This window comes from Herbiconiux oxytropis (assembly GCF_024979315.1).
In the GTDB taxonomy this organism is placed as follows: Bacteria; Actinomycetota; Actinomycetes; order Actinomycetales; family Microbacteriaceae; genus Herbiconiux; species Herbiconiux oxytropis.
In genome coordinates this window covers 277,620-292,167 of record NZ_JANLCK010000002.1, presented here as the reverse complement: position 1 = coordinate 292,167, position 14,548 = coordinate 277,620, and the positions used below count along the sequence as shown (strand labels likewise).

General features: G+C 66.0%; 15 protein-coding genes. 7 read left to right on the top strand and 8 right to left on the bottom strand.

Annotation, left to right across the window (positions count from 1 at the left end; all coding sequences use genetic code 11):
• Positions 1 to 22: 22 nt before the first annotated feature.
• Positions 23 to 1,033 carry a D-alanine--D-alanine ligase family protein gene (locus N1028_RS04475; protein WP_259525619.1) on the top strand — a complete coding sequence of 337 codons (1,011 nt, stop codon included), beginning with the start codon at positions 23 to 25 and terminating at the stop codon, positions 1,031 to 1,033.
• A 128-nt stretch (positions 1,034 to 1,161) separates the two neighbouring features.
• Here the strand turns inward: N1028_RS04475 and N1028_RS04470 are convergent, their stop codons facing one another.
• From N1028_RS04470 to rpmH, 8 genes are all read right to left on the bottom strand, one after another.
• Positions 1,162 to 2,205: a ParB/RepB/Spo0J family partition protein gene (locus N1028_RS04470; RefSeq protein WP_259525618.1), complete on the bottom strand. Its 1,044-nt coding sequence runs from the start codon at positions 2,203 to 2,205 to the stop codon at positions 1,162 to 1,164.
• Positions 2,195 to 3,109 (bottom strand): ParA family protein, encoded by a 915-nt coding sequence (locus N1028_RS04465; RefSeq protein WP_259525617.1) that lies wholly within the window; start codon positions 3,107 to 3,109, stop codon positions 2,195 to 2,197. Before N1028_RS04465 ends, N1028_RS04470 begins: the two co-directional genes overlap by 11 nt.
• A gap of 289 nt (positions 3,110 to 3,398) precedes the next feature.
• Positions 3,399 to 4,040, bottom strand: coding sequence for a 16S rRNA (guanine(527)-N(7))-methyltransferase RsmG (gene rsmG, locus N1028_RS04460; RefSeq protein WP_259525616.1), 642 nt, complete (start codon positions 4,038 to 4,040; stop codon positions 3,399 to 3,401).
• A 6-nt stretch (positions 4,041 to 4,046) separates the two neighbouring features.
• Complete coding sequence (locus N1028_RS04455) at positions 4,047 to 4,580, bottom strand: Jag family protein (protein ID WP_375163450.1); 534 nt, start codon at positions 4,578 to 4,580, stop codon at positions 4,047 to 4,049.
• Between the two features lie 56 nt (positions 4,581 to 4,636).
• Positions 4,637 to 5,599 carry a membrane protein insertase YidC gene (yidC, locus tag N1028_RS04450; RefSeq protein ID WP_259525896.1) on the bottom strand — a complete coding sequence of 321 codons (963 nt, stop codon included), beginning with the start codon at positions 5,597 to 5,599 and terminating at the stop codon, positions 4,637 to 4,639.
• Between the two features lie 14 nt (positions 5,600 to 5,613).
• On the bottom strand, positions 5,614 to 5,961 hold the full coding sequence (gene yidD / locus N1028_RS04445; protein WP_375163451.1) for a membrane protein insertion efficiency factor YidD: 348 nt from the start codon (positions 5,959 to 5,961) through the stop codon (positions 5,614 to 5,616).
• On the bottom strand, positions 5,961 to 6,302 hold the full coding sequence (gene rnpA / locus N1028_RS04440; RefSeq protein ID WP_259525613.1) for a ribonuclease P protein component: 342 nt from the start codon (positions 6,300 to 6,302) through the stop codon (positions 5,961 to 5,963). The genes yidD and rnpA overlap by 1 nt, the downstream gene beginning before the upstream one ends.
• Positions 6,303 to 6,318: 16 nt before the next feature.
• Positions 6,319 to 6,456, bottom strand: coding sequence for a 50S ribosomal protein L34 (gene rpmH / locus N1028_RS04435; RefSeq protein WP_055823896.1), 138 nt, complete (start codon positions 6,454 to 6,456; stop codon positions 6,319 to 6,321).
• Between the two features lie 333 nt (positions 6,457 to 6,789).
• Here rpmH and dnaA point away from each other — a divergent pair, with 333 nt between their 5' ends.
• The 6 genes from dnaA (at position 6,790) to gyrB (ending at position 14,538) form a co-directional block, all read left to right on the top strand.
• Positions 6,790 to 8,274, top strand: a complete 1,485-nt coding sequence (gene dnaA / locus N1028_RS04430) for a chromosomal replication initiator protein DnaA (RefSeq protein WP_259525611.1) — start codon at positions 6,790 to 6,792, stop codon at positions 8,272 to 8,274.
• Positions 8,275 to 8,637: 363 nt separating this feature from the next.
• Positions 8,638 to 9,783 carry a DNA polymerase III subunit beta gene (dnaN, locus tag N1028_RS04425; RefSeq protein ID WP_259525610.1) on the top strand — a complete coding sequence of 382 codons (1,146 nt, stop codon included), beginning with the start codon at positions 8,638 to 8,640 and terminating at the stop codon, positions 9,781 to 9,783.
• A 40-nt stretch (positions 9,784 to 9,823) separates the two neighbouring features.
• Entirely contained in the window at positions 9,824 to 10,711 is an 888-nt protein-coding gene (gnd, locus tag N1028_RS04420; protein WP_259525609.1) for a phosphogluconate dehydrogenase (NAD(+)-dependent, decarboxylating), read from the top strand.
• Between the two features lie 12 nt (positions 10,712 to 10,723).
• Positions 10,724 to 11,929: a DNA replication/repair protein RecF gene (gene recF / locus N1028_RS04415; protein WP_259525608.1), complete on the top strand. Its 1,206-nt coding sequence runs from the start codon at positions 10,724 to 10,726 to the stop codon at positions 11,927 to 11,929.
• Positions 11,926 to 12,414, top strand: coding sequence for a DciA family protein (locus N1028_RS04410; protein WP_259525607.1), 489 nt, complete (start codon positions 11,926 to 11,928; stop codon positions 12,412 to 12,414). The genes recF and N1028_RS04410 overlap by 4 nt, the downstream gene beginning before the upstream one ends.
• Positions 12,415 to 12,549: 135 nt before the next feature.
• A complete protein-coding gene (gene gyrB, locus N1028_RS04405; protein ID WP_259525606.1) occupies positions 12,550 to 14,538 on the top strand; it encodes a DNA topoisomerase (ATP-hydrolyzing) subunit B in 1,989 nt (662 codons plus the stop codon).
• The last annotated feature ends 10 nt before the right edge of the window (positions 14,539 to 14,548 follow it).

Sequence of the window (14,548 nt, the reverse complement as noted above, 5' to 3'; positions counted from 1 at the left end):
TCCCTGAGAACGAGAGACCATCATGAGCGATTTCCTTCCCGCCGCTTCCTCCTCGGCCGACGCCTCGACGGCGACGTCCGGACCCTCGCGAAATGTCGTCGTCCTGGCGGGCGGCATCTCGCACGAACGCGATGTCTCCCTCCGCTCGGGTCGTCGTGTGGCCGACGCGCTGATCGAGCGCGGCCACTCCGTCGTGCTGCGCGATCCGGATGCCTCGCTGCTGCCGTACCTCGCCGAGAACCGCCCCGACGTCATCTGGCCCGCGCTGCACGGCGCGAGCGGAGAAGACGGCGCCCTGCGCGCGCTCCTCGACATGCTCGCCATCCCCTATGTGGGTGCTGAGGCCAAGGCGGCGCGGCTGGCCTGGCAGAAGCCGAGCTCGAAGATCATCGTCGAGCGCGCGGGCCTCGCGACGCCACGCTGGGTGACTCTGCCTCGCGACACCTTCCGCGAGCTCGGAGCCACGCAGGTGCTCTCGCTGGTGCTCGACTCCTTCGGCCCCGAAGTCGTGGTCAAGCCCGCGATGGGTGGATCCGCCCTGGGCGTCGGCGTTCTCGATTCGGCGGATGATCTCCCGCGTGCGGTGGTGGATGCCTACACCTACGGCGAGGTCGCGCTCATCGAGCAGCGCGTGCGCGGCGTCGAGGTCTCCATCGGAGTGCTCGATCTGGGGGAGGGGCCGTTCGCCCTTCCGGCCGTGGAGATCGAGCCGCGATCGGGTGTCTACAGCTTCGAGGCGCGCTACAACGCCGGCGAGACCCGCTTCTACGCTCCGGCACGCCTCGACGAGGCGACGGCCGCGGCAGCTCGCGAGGCGGCACTCACGATCCACCGCACGCTGGGCCTCCGGCACATCTCCCGCATCGACCTCATCATCGACGCGGCCGGTACGCCGTGGTTCCTTGAGGCGAACGTTCTTCCGGGTCTGACCGAGACGTCGACCGTGCCGCAGGCGATCCTCGCGGCGGGCCATTCGCTCGGTTCCGTCTACGAGCAGCTCGGCGAGGTGGCGATCGCGGCAGCGACCGTCTGAGCCCGGACCGACAGAGAGATCCGCCCCTCACCTCGCAGGTGGGGGGCGGATCTCTTTGTCTTGTCTCGATGTTTCACGTGAAACGTTCAAACCGACACGGCAGGCGGTGGTTTCACGTGAAACATCGGTCAGACGAAGTGTGGTCCCTTTCGAGGTGAATTGCTCCCGTAGCCATCCTCACCGAGCTCCGTGAGGATTCGGTTGAGATCCTCGATCGTCGCGAAGTCGATCACGATCTGACCCTTCGAGCGCCCCAGGCTCACTCGCACGCGCGTGTTGAGCCGGTCGCCCAGGCGCTCCCCGATCTCGTCCAGGTGTCCGCGTTTCGTTCCCGCGGTCGTCTTCGCGCGTCCCTGCTTGGGTGCCTCAGAGGCCAGAGCCTCAGCCGCCCGCACTGACAGGTCTTCGTTCACGATCTTGTCGGCCAGCTTCGTCATCGCGTCGACGTCACCCACAGCGAGCACTGCGCGTGCGTGGCCGGCGCTCAGCACACCAGCGGCCACGCGCGACTGCACGGCCGGCGGAAGGCGGAGAAGCCGCAGAGTGTTGGTGATCTGGGGACGGGAACGTCCGATCCGCTCGGCCAACTGCTCCTGGGTGATCCCGAAGTCGTCCAGCAGCTGCTGATAGGCCGAGGCCTCTTCGAGTGGGTTGAGCTGCGAGCGGTGAAGGTTCTCGAGCAGCGCGTCGCGCAGCATGTCTTCGTCGGCGGTGTGTTTGATGACCGCCGGGATGGTGTCGAGCCCGGCCTCCTTGGTGGCGCGCAGTCGCCGCTCGCCCATGACGAGTTCGTAGCGCTGGGGCGCATCCGCTGCCTCGTCGGGTTCGCGGGGGAGCTCACGTACGATGATGGGCTGGAGCACCCCGATCTCGCGCACCGAGTGCACCAGTTCGGCGAGATCCGCGGGGTCGAACACGCTACGGGGCTGCTTGGCGTTCGGCACGATGCTGTTCGGATCGAGCTGGGCCAGGCGGGCGCCGGGAACGGCCAGCAGCTGCGTGGCGTCGTCGCCGGCCGGCACGCGGGTGTCGCCCACGCCCGCGCGAGTTCCGTCGGCGCGTGGAGCGTCGAAGAAGACGTCGACAGGGCGCGAGCCTTCGACCCGGGGAGTGTCGGTCGGGATGAGGGCGCCGATGCCCCGGCCGAGTCCTGCTCTCTTCTTAGTGGCCACGCTGTGGTGCTCCTCTGTCTGCTATCTCTGCGGCTGCCTCGAGGTACGAGACGGATCCCGTGGAACCGGGATCGAAGCTGATGACAGTCTGCCCGTAGCTCGGTGCTTCCGAGATTCTGACAGACCGGGGGATGACCGCGCGCAACGTCTGCTCGGGAAAATGCTCCCGCACGTCCTCCGCCACCTGAAAGGCGAGCCGCGTTCGCCCGTCGTACATGGTGAGCAGGATCGTCGACACGGCGAGCTCGGGATTGAGGTGCCGCTCGATCAGGCTGATGTTGTTGAGCAGCTGACTCAATCCTTCGAGCGCGTAGTACTCGCACTGAATGGGGATGAGCACTTCGCGCGCCGCCACGAAGGCATTGATGGTGAGGAGCCCCAACGACGGAGGGCAGTCGATGAAGACGTAATGAAACGGCGTGCCCGCCTCATCCATCGTGGCGAAGAAGCGTTCGAGACTGCCCCGAAGCCGCTGTTCGCGCGCCACCATAGGCACGAGTTCGATCTCGGCTCCGGCGAGGTGGATGGTCGCGGGCAGACAGAACAGATTCGGCGACTCGGGGCTCTGCTGCACGATGTCGGCCATCGGCTCGTCCCGGATGAGCGCGTCGTACACGCTCGCCACCTCCCCGCGGTGATCGATACCGAGAGCCGTTGATGCGTTCCCCTGCGGATCCAGATCGATCACGAGCACTCGCGCACCCTCGCGGGCGAGCGCCGCGGCCAGATTCACGGTCGTCGTGGTCTTGCCCACGCCACCCTTCTGGTTGGCGACCGTGAGCACGCGCGGCGAGGAGGGGAGAGGGAAGACCCGGCCCACCAGTCGGCGCTTGCGCTGCGAGAGATCCGCGAGTTCCCGTGCCAGCGGCGTCGACGCATCGAAGGCGGTTGAGTCACTGGTCATTCATGAATCCTGTCGGTATGTTTCACGTGAAACATGGAGGGCTGCAGCCCGAAACGAACGACTTCGATCGTACCGAACAACGCTGACAGTCGCGGACCGCGGGGGAGTGGTGACGGGCGAGCCGCACCAGCCACCGACGCAGACGACGGAAGAGCGTCGCACAATCGACGCGGAGCTCCGTCGACTCCCACCCATGCCCCCAGACTCCGTAGACCGCGCCGAGCCGCCCTCGGGCTTCCTGTGAGATCGGTCCAGCCAGCCCGCCCGCAAGCGGAGCGCAAGACACGATCTACGCGCCAGGCACCCGAGCCGTGATCACGCGAGTGACGTCGACCCCGAGGTCCTCGCCGAGCTCCACCACTGCGACGTCCTGCAGCCTGTACTTGCGGATCGCCTTCTCCGCCGCCGCGATCTCGCCCGCAGCCCCGGCGCCCTTCATGAGCACCATCTCGCCACCAGGCCGCAGCAAGGGAGCACACATGGGGATGAGCTTGCTGAACGCGCTCACCGCGCGCGCCGTCACCTGATCGAGCCGCGGCTCCGGATGGAACTCCTCCGCCCGCGCGCGCACCACGGTGACGTTCGACAGCCCCAGAAGGGTCACCTGCTCGTCGAGCCATGCCACGCGGCGCTCCATCGGCTCCACGAGTATGAAGGAGACGTCAGGTCGAGCGATGGCCAGCACGATTCCCGGGAGCCCGGCACCGCTGCCGATGTCACCGACGAGCCCTGGTCGTAGCAGGGGAGCAATCACCGCACAGTTCACGACATGGCGACTCCAGATGCGGGGGAGTTCGAGCGGCCCGATCAGACCGAGCTCTTCCCCGCGCCGCGCCAGGTCGTCCGTGAAAGCACGGGCCAGTGGCAGCCGGTCACCGAAGACCGTCGCCGCTACTGCCGGCTCGGCCTCCGCCGCCTCAGATTGTTTCACGTGAAACTACCCGCGCGACAGCACAGTATGCCGGTCGCGGCCTTCACCCTCGGACTCCGACGTGAGCCCTCGCTCAGCCGCGATGTCGTGCACCAGCTTGCGCTCGTACGACGACATGGGCTCGAGCGCTGCAGCAGTCGCCCCGCCGTCGAGCGTGGCGACAGCTTCGTCGACGAGCTTCTCGAGCTCGCGCTGACGACGCTCGCGGCTTCCGCCGACGTCGAGGATCAGCCGGGAGAACTCACCCGTGCTGGTCTGCACCGCCAGTCGCGTGAGCTCCTGCAGCGCTGCCACGGTGTCGGGCTGCGACAGCACCCGGAGGTTGCTCTCGCCCGAGGCATTCACCGAGATGTAGGCGCGGCCGTCGGTGACCTCGATGTCGATGTCGCCGTCGAGGTCGCAGATGTCGAGGAGCTCCTCGATGTAGTCGGCTGCGACGTCGCCCTCGTCCTCCCCGGCATCGGCCGTCGAAGCGTCCTCTGCCTCGGAGAGCTCGAAAGTGCCGGTGTCATCCCCGGAGGCATCCGCGGCGACCACCATGTCGCCCTCAGCGATGCCGTTCAGCGCCGCACTCTCGTCCGTCGTCACGTCGTTGCTCACTTCTTTCCCCCTTGCTTCTTCGCCCGGTTCTTGTTCACAGGCTGCTGGCGCTGAGTCGGCTTCGGCGGCTCAGGGATCTCCTCGATCGCCGGAGCGCCCTTCTTCGGTTCGAGCTTGCCCTTCTTCGCCAGGCGGGCCTCGCGGGCCTTGGCGGCCTCACTGCCGGGCGTGGGCATGTTGCGGATGACGATGAACTGCTGACCCATGGTCCAGAAGTTCGAGGTGAGCCAGTAGAACATGACGCCGAGCGGGAACGCCACACCGGAGAACACGAACACGAGGGGGAGCAGGTACAGCAGGATGCGCTGCTGCTTGTACATCGGGCTCTCTTTGGCCTCGGGAGACTGGTTCTTCGACATGATCTGCAGCTGCGTGTAGAACTGCGAAGCCGTCATGAGCACGACCATGAGCCCGGCGATGAGCATGACCTGCCAGGGCCCGCCCGCATTCCATGCACCGATGAAGGTGTCGTGCAGGGGCGCGACACCGAAGAGCGTGGCATCGCCGAACTGCTTGCCGAGGGTCGCGTCGAGCGGGCCCACACCGGCCAGACCCCGCTGAGCGTTGTTGAGCACGGAGAACAGGCTGAAGAAGATGGGCATCTGCAAGAGCAGGGGCAAGCACGACGCCAACGGGTTCGTGCCCGTCTTGCGGTAGAGCTCCATGGTCTCCCGAGACATCGCCTCGCGCGAGAACTGATCCTTCTTGCCCTTGTACTTGTCCTGGATCTTCTTGAGTTGGGGCGCGACCTCGAGCATCTTGCGCTGACTCTTGATCTGGCGCACGAAGATCGGGATCAGTGCGGCACGCACCACGATGACGAGCCCCACGATGGAGAGCACCCAGGTCAGTCCGGCAGCCGGGTCGAGCCCGATGGCCGTGAACAGCCAGTGCCACGCCACGAGGATCAGTTCCACGACCCATTTGATGGGCCAGAGGATCGTATCGATGAAGGGGATTTCCATGTGTGGGGCTAGCCCTTTCCGTGGCTGCTTGCAGGTACGACGAAACCGAACGGCGTGAGCCGGTACTTCTGGCGGCGCACGGCCGGCACGTCGTCGACGCCGCCCTTCGCCCAGGGGTGGCAGCGCACGATCCGGTAGATGCCGAGCCCGCTCCCCACCACGAGACCCCGCTGCTGGATGGCCTGCAGGGTATAAGAGGAACAGGACGGGTAGTAGCGGCAGACATCGCCGTACAGAGGAGAGATCACCGCGCGATAGCCACGCAGCAGCACGATGGCCACGTTGCGCGGCAGGAGGAGGATCATCGCGACCCACGCAGGGAGCACCGGAGCAGTCGCGGCGGTCACCGTCGACATCATGCGAGTACGGATCCTTTGGTGAGTGAGCGCGAGAGTTCTTCGAAGAGTACGCCGTAAGGCTGGGACGCAGCTTGGGGTAGCACTCGCACGACGACGTCGACCCCGGGAGTGACGGCCGGCAGCAGCGCGAACGATGCGGCCTTCAGTCTCCGGCGCACCCGGTTGCGCACCACGGCCACACCCACGGCTTTCGACACGATGAACCCGAAACGCGCATCCGACGAGGAGTCGGATGCGCGAATGTAGGTGACGGTGCAGGTGCCCACGAACTTCGCACCCCGACGCACCGTGCCGCGGTAGTCGCGGCCGTGCGTGATGCGATTGCGCTTGGCCAGCACCGCTCGGCGGGAGGCTCTAGGCGGAGAGCTCGGTGCGGCCCTTGCGGCGACGAGCCGCCAGGATCGAGCGGCCCGCGCGAGTGCGCATGCGCAGACGGAAACCGTGCACCTTGGCGCGACGACGGTTGTTCGGCTGGAACGTTCTCTTGCTCATAATCTTCTCCGGTGTCCGACGGACGAACCGGCTGCCGGAAGCAGCGGAGGGCCGTCGTCAAGTAGGGGGCGTGGCAGATCGCCACAAGTCAACTGATTAAAACTACGGCCTGAATCGCTCGGGGTCAAACCCATCAGCACAGAGGATCAATTATCCACAGTCTGTGGAGAATGCCTGTGTACGACACGCACGCCGTCAATACAGCGAACTTGCCCTGTGGCATGGCAGTGGCTAGCTTAGTTGCCTACAGTTACTAACAGCCGGCGGGGGCGCAGACGCGGCACGAGTCGAACCGATCAGTTCGACGGCATTCAGGGTTCGACAGGAGTTCCATTGGCAGAGGATGCCGGTTCGACGGAAGACAACTGGCGAACGGTTCTCCAGGTTCTCGCCACAGACGAGCGGATCACTCCGCAGCTGAGAGGTTTTCTCGGTCTCGTGGTGCCCAAGGGCATCCTCGGCGGCTCTTTCTACCTGGAGGTGCCCAACGACTTCACGCGCGACATGCTCGAGCAGCGCGTGCGACCCGCTCTCCTGGCAGCGCTCGCCACCCTCGGCCCCCGGCTGGACGTGACGAACTTCTCCGTGGTCGTGAACCCGGATGTCGACGCCTACGAGTCGGCGCCCCTGGCGGTCACCGGCGAGCAGCCGACGGTGCCGGGTGAGGCCGGCTACGTCGAGTCCTCTTTCCCGGAGTCGATGTACCCCGAGACGAAGTACTCCGAGACCGTGGCCCCTCCCATGCAGGAGACGGTCGGCCCGCTCCGCAACAACGACACCCGCCTCAACCCCAAGTACAGCTTCGACAACTTCGTGATCGGCGGCTCCAACCGCTTCGCCCACGCCGCTGCGGTGGCGGTGGCCGAGGCGCCGGCCAAGGCCTACAACCCCCTCTTCATCTACGGCGACTCCGGCCTCGGCAAGACCCATCTCCTGCACGCCATCGGCCACTACGCCATCTCCCTCTATCCCGGGGTGCGCGTGCGCTACGTGAGCTCGGAGGAGTTCACGAACGACTTCATCAACTCGATCGCCAACAACCGCGGTGCCGCGTTCCACAGCCGCTACCGCGACATCGACCTGCTGCTGATCGACGACATCCAGTTCCTGCAGGGCAAGGCCGAGACGCAGGAGGCCTTCTTCCACACCTTCAACACCCTGCACGACCACAACAAGCAGGTGGTCATCACGAGCGACCTGCCGCCGAAGCACCTCACCGGATTCGAAGACCGGATGCGCACGCGCTTCGAGTGGGGCCTCATCACGGATGTGCAGACCCCCGACCTCGAGACCCGCATCGCGATCCTCCGCAAGAAGGCGCAGAGCGAACGGCTCCGGGTGCCCGACGACATCCTCGAGTTCATGGCCACGAAGGTCTCGAGCAACGTGCGCGAGCTCGAGGGCACGCTCATCCGCGTCACCGCGTTCGCGAGCCTCAACCGCACGCCGGTCGACATGTCCCTCGTGCAGACGGTGCTGAAGGATCTCATCACCCTCGACGACGACAACATCATCGCTCCGGTCGACATCATCAACCACACCGCCGAGTACTTCAAGCTGTCGGTCGACGACCTCTACGGCTCGAGCCGCTCGCAGGCGATCGCGACGGCGCGACAGATCGCCATGTATCTCTGCCGGGAGATGACGAGCCTGTCGCTGCCGAAGATCGGACAGCTGTTCGGCGGCCGCGACCACACCACAGTCATGTACGCCAACAACAAGATCGGCAAGCTCATGACCGAGAAGCGCTCGATCTACAACCAGGTCACCGAGATCTCCAACCGGATCAAGCACAACCAGCGCTACAAGAGCGCCTGAGAGCCTTCCTGAGTGCTTTCCGACAGGCTTTTCCACAGATTGTGAAAAGCATGTGGAAAACGGGCCGATTAATGGTGACAAGACGGCCCGGCTTGTGGAACGGTTCACACGACGTTCAGACGGGGGAGGTCGTCGTGAACATGCCATTCACACGCTGCCAACAACTCACAGTCGTGTAGTTCTCCGACTCGGTGCGGTTTAAACAGACTTATCCACATATCCACAGCGGTTAAGACCGTTAAAGACTTAATTCTTTAATGAGGGCATCCGACAACCTCGACGGAAATGACAGGCCGGATCGAGCGGGCTGCACCCGATAACATGAACCGACCCATGGTCTCTAATGCCGACAGAGGTGACTTCGTGAAGTTCCAAGTAAACCGAGACGTCTTCAGCGAAGCAGTGTCGTTCGCCGTGAAGCTCCTGCCTCAGCGCACCACGCTGCCGATCCTCAGTGGAGTGCTGATCCAGGCGACCGACGACGGTCTCACCCTGTCGTCGTTCGACTACGAGGTCTCGGCTCAGACGCAGATCGCAGCTGACGTGGAGGAGCAGGGCGTCATCCTCGTCTCCGGCCGGCTGCTCTCGGACATCGCGAACCGGTTGCCCAACGCTCCCGTGCGCTTCAGCACCGAAGAGGGCCGGATCGTGGTGAGCTGCGGCTCCGCGCGCTTCACCCTGCTGAGCATGCCGGTCGAGGAGTACCCGACCCTCCCGCAGGTGGGCGCCGAGTCCGGCCTCCTCCCGGCCGACCAGTTCGCCGCGGCCGTCTCGCAGGTCGCCGTCGCCGCATCGCGCGACGACGTGACCCCCGTGATCACAGGCGTGCAGCTCGAGGTGACCGAGAACAGCATCTCGCTCGTGGCGACCGACCGCTATCGCGTGGCGGTGCGCAACATCGACTGGGATTCCAACGACTCCGGCACCACGAGCGCCACGGCCCTCGTGCCCGCCCGCACGCTCCAGGAGGTCGGCAAGACCTTCGGCAACGCCGGTACCATCTCGGTGGCCATCACCAACACCGACGACCGCGAGTTGATCGCCTTCAAGAGCGACAAGAAGACCGTGACGACGCTGCTCATCAAGGGCAACTTCCCGCCCGTGAAGCGACTGTTCCCCGAGAGCGTCGACAACTACGCCGTCATCAACACCGCCGACCTCATCGAGGCCACGAAGCGCGTCAGCCTCGTGCTCGAACGGGAGGCGGCACTGCGCTTCACGTTCACGATCGACGGCGTGACCCTCGAGGCCATCGGCTCGGAGCAGGCGCAGGCCTCCGAGTCGATCGACGCCCTGCTCACGGGGCAGGACACCGTGGTGTCGCTCAAGCCGCAGTTCCTCCTCGACGGCCTGAGCGCCGTGCACTCCGAGTTCGTGCGGATCTCCTTCACCAAGACCGACAACCCCAACAAACCCGGTCCCGTGCTCATCACGAGCCAGTCCTCGAAGGACCAGCCGGGATCGGACGATTACAAGTACCTGCTGCAGCCCAACCTGCTGCTGCGCTGATCACCACGTCACGCTGACACCTAATCCACAAGGAGACGTCATGAACATCGGACTCATCGGCCTGGGCAAGATGGGCAACAACATGCGCGCCCGGCTGAAGAACGCCGGGATCGACGTGGTCGGCTACGACACCAACCCCGCCGTGAGCGACGTGCCCGACCTCAAGGCCCTCGCCGCAGCGCTCCCCGCCCCCCGCATCGTCTGGGTCATGGTGCCGGCCGGCGCCATCACCGATGGCGTCGTCCACGATCTCGCCGAGGTGCTCGACGAGGGCGACCTCATCATCGACGGCGGCAACTCCAAGTTCACCGAGGACTTCAAGCACTCCGAGTTCCTCGCCCCGAAGGGCATCCAGTTCATGGATGCCGGCGTCTCCGGCGGAGTCTGGGGCCTCGAGAACGGTTACGGGCTCATGGTGGGCGGCACCGCCGAGAACGTCGAGCGCGCCATGCCCGTCTTCGACGCCCTGCGCCCCGAGGGCCCGCGCGCCGAGGGCTTCGTGCACGTGGGCGAGGTGGGCGCCGGACACTACGCGAAGATGGTGCACAACGGCATCGAGTACGGGATCATGCAGTCCTACGCCGAGGGTTACGAGCTCCTGGATGCCAAGAAGGACATCATCAAAGACGTCACGGGCACCTTCAAGGCCTGGCAGCGCGGCACCGTCGTGCGCTCGTGGCTGCTCGAGCTGCTCGTGCGGGCCCTTGAGGCCGATCCCGAGTTCCACGACATCCAGGGCTATGTCGAAGACTCCGGCGAGGGCCGCTGGACCCTCGAGGAGGCCATTGAGAACGCCGTGCCGATGCCCGCCATCAGCGCCTCGATCTTCGCCCGCTTCGTCTCGCGCCAGGAGGATTCCCCCTCCATGAAAGCCGTCGCGGCGCTCCGCAACCAGTTCGGCGGCCACGCGGTCAAAGAACTGGACTGACCTCCTCTCCGCTTGATCGTCCGACACCTCAGCCTCACCGACTTCCGCAACTACGCGGCGGCCGAGGTCGCTCTCGAACCCGGTGCGAACCTCTTCGTGGGGCGCAACGGCCAGGGCAAGACGAACCTCGTCGAGTCGCTCGGCTACCTCGCCACGCTTGGATCGCACCGGGTCTCGACCGACCAGGCGCTGATCCGGGCGGGCCAGGATGCGGCGATCGTGCGGGCGCGGCTCGAGCACGAGGGCCGGGAGCTCCTCGTGGAGCTGCAACTCAACCGCTCCTCGGCCAACCGGGCGCAGGTCAACCGGGCGGCGATCAAGCCGCGGGAGCTCCCGCGCTACGTCTCCACCGTGCTCTTCGCGCCGGAGGATCTCGCGCTCGTCCGCGGTGAGCCCTCCACCCGCCGCCGCTTCCTCGACGCCCTGCTCGGCGCCAGGTCGCCTCGGCTGTTCGGGGTCTTCGCCGACTACGACCGGGTGCTCAAGCAGCGGAACGCGCTGTTGAAGTCGGCTCGCGCGCAGGGGCTCCGGAGTGAGAAGCTCTCGACCCTCGAGCTCTGGAACGAACGGCTCGTCGAGCTGGGCTCCGAGATCATCACCGAGCGGCTCGCCATCGTGGCCTCTCTCGAGCCTTTCGTGCGCGAGGCCTATCAGGGCGTGGCCGGCTCCGATCAGGAACCCGCTCTCGATGCGGTGCTGAGCATCCTGGCCGCGCATCCGGAAGCAGACGACGACGCGGATGCCCCGGGTGAGTCGACGAGGAACGGCGACTCCCGCCCGATGCTCGGCCGCGCCGAGATCGCCGACGCGTTCCGCACCGCCCTCGAGCGCGTCGCCCGCGCCGAGCGCGACCGCGCCATCACCCTCGTCGGCCCTCACCGCGACGACCTTCTGCTCACACTCAACGGCTTGCCGGCGAAGGGCTACGCGAGCCACGGTGAGTCGTGGTCGTTCGCCCTCGCCCTCAAGCTCGCCTCCGCCGAACTGCTGCGGGCCGACTCCTCCACGGGCGACCCGGTCGTGATCCTCGACGACGTGTTCGCCGAGCTCGATCAGCGCCGTCGCGGCCGGCTCGCAGATGCCGTCAAGGACTACCAGCAGGTGCTCATCACCGCCGCGGTGCTGGAGGACGTGCCTGAAGCACTCACCGCCCACACCGTGCGCATCGAGGCCGGCACGATCGTGGAGAGCAGCACGATCGCCGAGGACCTCGCATGACCGAGTCGCAGGACGTCTATCTCCGCCTCAAGGCCGCGTTCGGCGACCCGACCTCCCGCGCGGCACGCTGGCGGCAGAAGAAGTCGCGGGCCCGCGGGGACGACGAGTCGAGCGTGCCCTACGGCGTCGGCCGTGACCCGAAGGGCCTCGGCGACGTCATGTCGAACCTCTCGTCAGAGCTCGGCTGGACCTCGTCGCTCGCGAAGTCCGATCTGCTCCTGGCCTGGGCCGAGATCGCGGGCCCCGAGACCGCCGAGCACTCGACCCCGATCGGCATCACGGATGCCGTGCTCACGGTGCAGTGCGATTCGACCGCCTGGGCCACGCAGCTGCGGCACATGCGCGTGCTCATCATGACGACCATCGCCCAGCGGTTCCCGGAGGCCGGCATCGAATCGATCCGCTTCGAAGCCCCCCACGCCCCTTCCTGGAAACGGGGCTCCAGATCGATTCCAGGGCGGGGCCCTCGCGATACCTACGGTTGACAGGGCAAATGTGGTCACGGCACCGAGATAAACCCCACAGCGGGGCATATGAGCGCGGAATCGACCCCCGGGTTTGATAGAATTAAGGGTCGCCTGCCCGGCCGGTGGGCGCGACACTGAGGAGCACATTTCCATATGTCTGAATCGGACAAGGTCCACCCTGACAACGAGTACGGCGCGGACCAGATCCAGGTTCTTGAAGGCCTCGAAGCGGTGCGCAAGCGCCCGGGCATGTACATCGGATCGACGGGCCCCCGAGGGCTGCACCACCTTGTGTACGAGATCGTCGACAATTCGGTCGACGAAGCTCTCGCCGGCTACGCGACGCACATCGAGGTCGTCATGCGCAAAGACGGGGGGATCACCGTCACCGACGACGGTCGAGGCATCCCCGTCGACATCCACCCGGTCGAGAAGAAGTCGACCGTCGAGGTCGTGCTGACGATCCTGCACGCGGGTGGCAAGTTCGGCGGAGGAGGCTATGCGGTCTCGGGAGGCCTGCACGGCGTGGGCTCCTCCGTGGTCAACGCGCTGTCGAGCGAGCTCGACGTGGAGGTGCGCCGCCAGGGCAGCGTCTACCGCCAGAGCTACAGGATCGGTGTGCCCCAGGCGCCGCTCGAGAAGGGCGAGTCGACGACCGAGACGGGCACGCGGATCACCTTCTGGCCGAGCAAGGAGATCTTCGAGACCGTCGAGTTCGACTACGAGACCCTCCGCGCGCGTTTCCAGCAGATGGCCTTCCTCAACAAGGGCCTCGCCATCAAGCTCACCGACGAGCGCGGTCGCGACGCCGGGCTCGGTGAGGAGGAGTCGGTGGGGGAGACCACGGTCACCTACCTCTACGAGAACGGCCTCAAGGACTACGTGGAGTACCTCAACCGCTCGAAGAAGGCCGAGCTCGTCAACGAGGAGATCATCTCGTTCGAGCAGGAGGACACCGAGCGGAAGATCGCTCTCGAGGTCGCGATGCAGTGGACGACCGCCTACAACGAGAGCGTGCACACCTACGCGAACACCATCAACACGCACGAGGGAGGCACGCACGAGGAGGGCTTCCGTGCGGCGCTCACGACCCTCGTGAACAAGTACGCGCGCGAGAAGAACATCATCAAGGAGAAGGACGAGAACCTCTCCGGCGACGACGTGCGCGAGGGTCTCACCGCCGTCATCTCGATCAAGCTCGCCGAGCCGCAGTTCGAGGGCCAGACGAAGACCAAGCTCGGCAACACCGAAGCGAAGGCGTTCGTGCAGCGCGTGGTGGGCACCGAGCTCACCGACTGGTTCGATCGCAACCCCGTGCAGGCGCGCGACATCATCCGGAAGGCCATCCAGGCCTCGCAGGCCCGCCTCGCCGCCCGGAAGGCGCGCGAGCAGACCCGCCGCAAGGGCCTGCTCGAGGGCGGCGGCATGCCAGGCAAGCTCAAGGACTGCTCGAGCCGCGACCCCGCCCGCAGCGAGATCTTCATCGTGGAGGGCGACTCGGCCGGCGGCTCCGCCATCCAGGGCCGGAACCCCGAGACGCAGGCGATCCTGCCGCTCCGGGGCAAGATCCTCAACGTGGAGAAGGCACGCCTCGACCGCGCGCTCGGCAACGCCGAGGTGCAGGCCATGATCACGGCCTTCGGCGCCGGCATCGGCGAGGACTTCAACCCCGAGAAGGCCAGGTACCACAAGATCGTGCTGATGGCCGATGCCGACGTCGACGGCCAGCACATCACGACGCTCCTGCTGACACTGGTGTTCCGCTACATGCGGCCGCTCATCGAGCTCGGCTACGTCTACCTCGCCATGCCGCCGCTCTACCGGCTCAAGTGGTCGAACTCGCCGCACGAGTACGTCTACTCCGATGCCGAGCGCGACGCGCTGCTCGTCGACGGCCAGGCCGCCGGCAAGCGCATCCCGAAGGAGAACGGGATCCAGCGCTACAAGGGCCTCGGCGAGATGGACTACCGCGAGCTGTGGGACACCACGATGGACCCGGACACGAGGACCCTGCGCCAGATCACCCTGGACGATGCCGCCGCCGCCGACGAGATCTTCTCCACCCTCATGGGTGAGGACGTCGAATCGCGCCGCAACTTCATCCAGAAGAACGCCAAAGACGTTCGCTTCCTCGACATCTGATCACCGACAG

Coding starts and splice junctions, on each gene's coding strand:
- N1028_RS04410 (WP_259525607.1), top strand. CDS start 11,926: ATGACCGAGTCGCAGGACGTCTATCTCCGCCTCAAGGCCGCGTTCGGC.
- yidD (WP_375163451.1), bottom strand. CDS start 5,961: ATGTCGACGGTGACCGCCGCGACTGCTCCGGTGCTCCCTGCGTGGGTC.
- rpmH (WP_055823896.1), bottom strand. CDS start 6,456: ATGAGCAAGAGAACGTTCCAGCCGAACAACCGTCGTCGCGCCAAGGTG.
- gyrB (WP_259525606.1), top strand. CDS start 12,550: ATGTCTGAATCGGACAAGGTCCACCCTGACAACGAGTACGGCGCGGAC.
- N1028_RS04465 (WP_259525617.1), bottom strand. CDS start 3,109: ATGACCAGTGACTCAACCGCCTTCGATGCGTCGACGCCGCTGGCACGG.
- N1028_RS04455 (WP_375163450.1), bottom strand. CDS start 4,580: ATGGTGGTCGCCGCGGATGCCTCCGGGGATGACACCGGCACTTTCGAG.
- gnd (WP_259525609.1), top strand. CDS start 9,824: ATGAACATCGGACTCATCGGCCTGGGCAAGATGGGCAACAACATGCGC.
- N1028_RS04475 (WP_259525619.1), top strand. CDS start 23: ATGAGCGATTTCCTTCCCGCCGCTTCCTCCTCGGCCGACGCCTCGACG.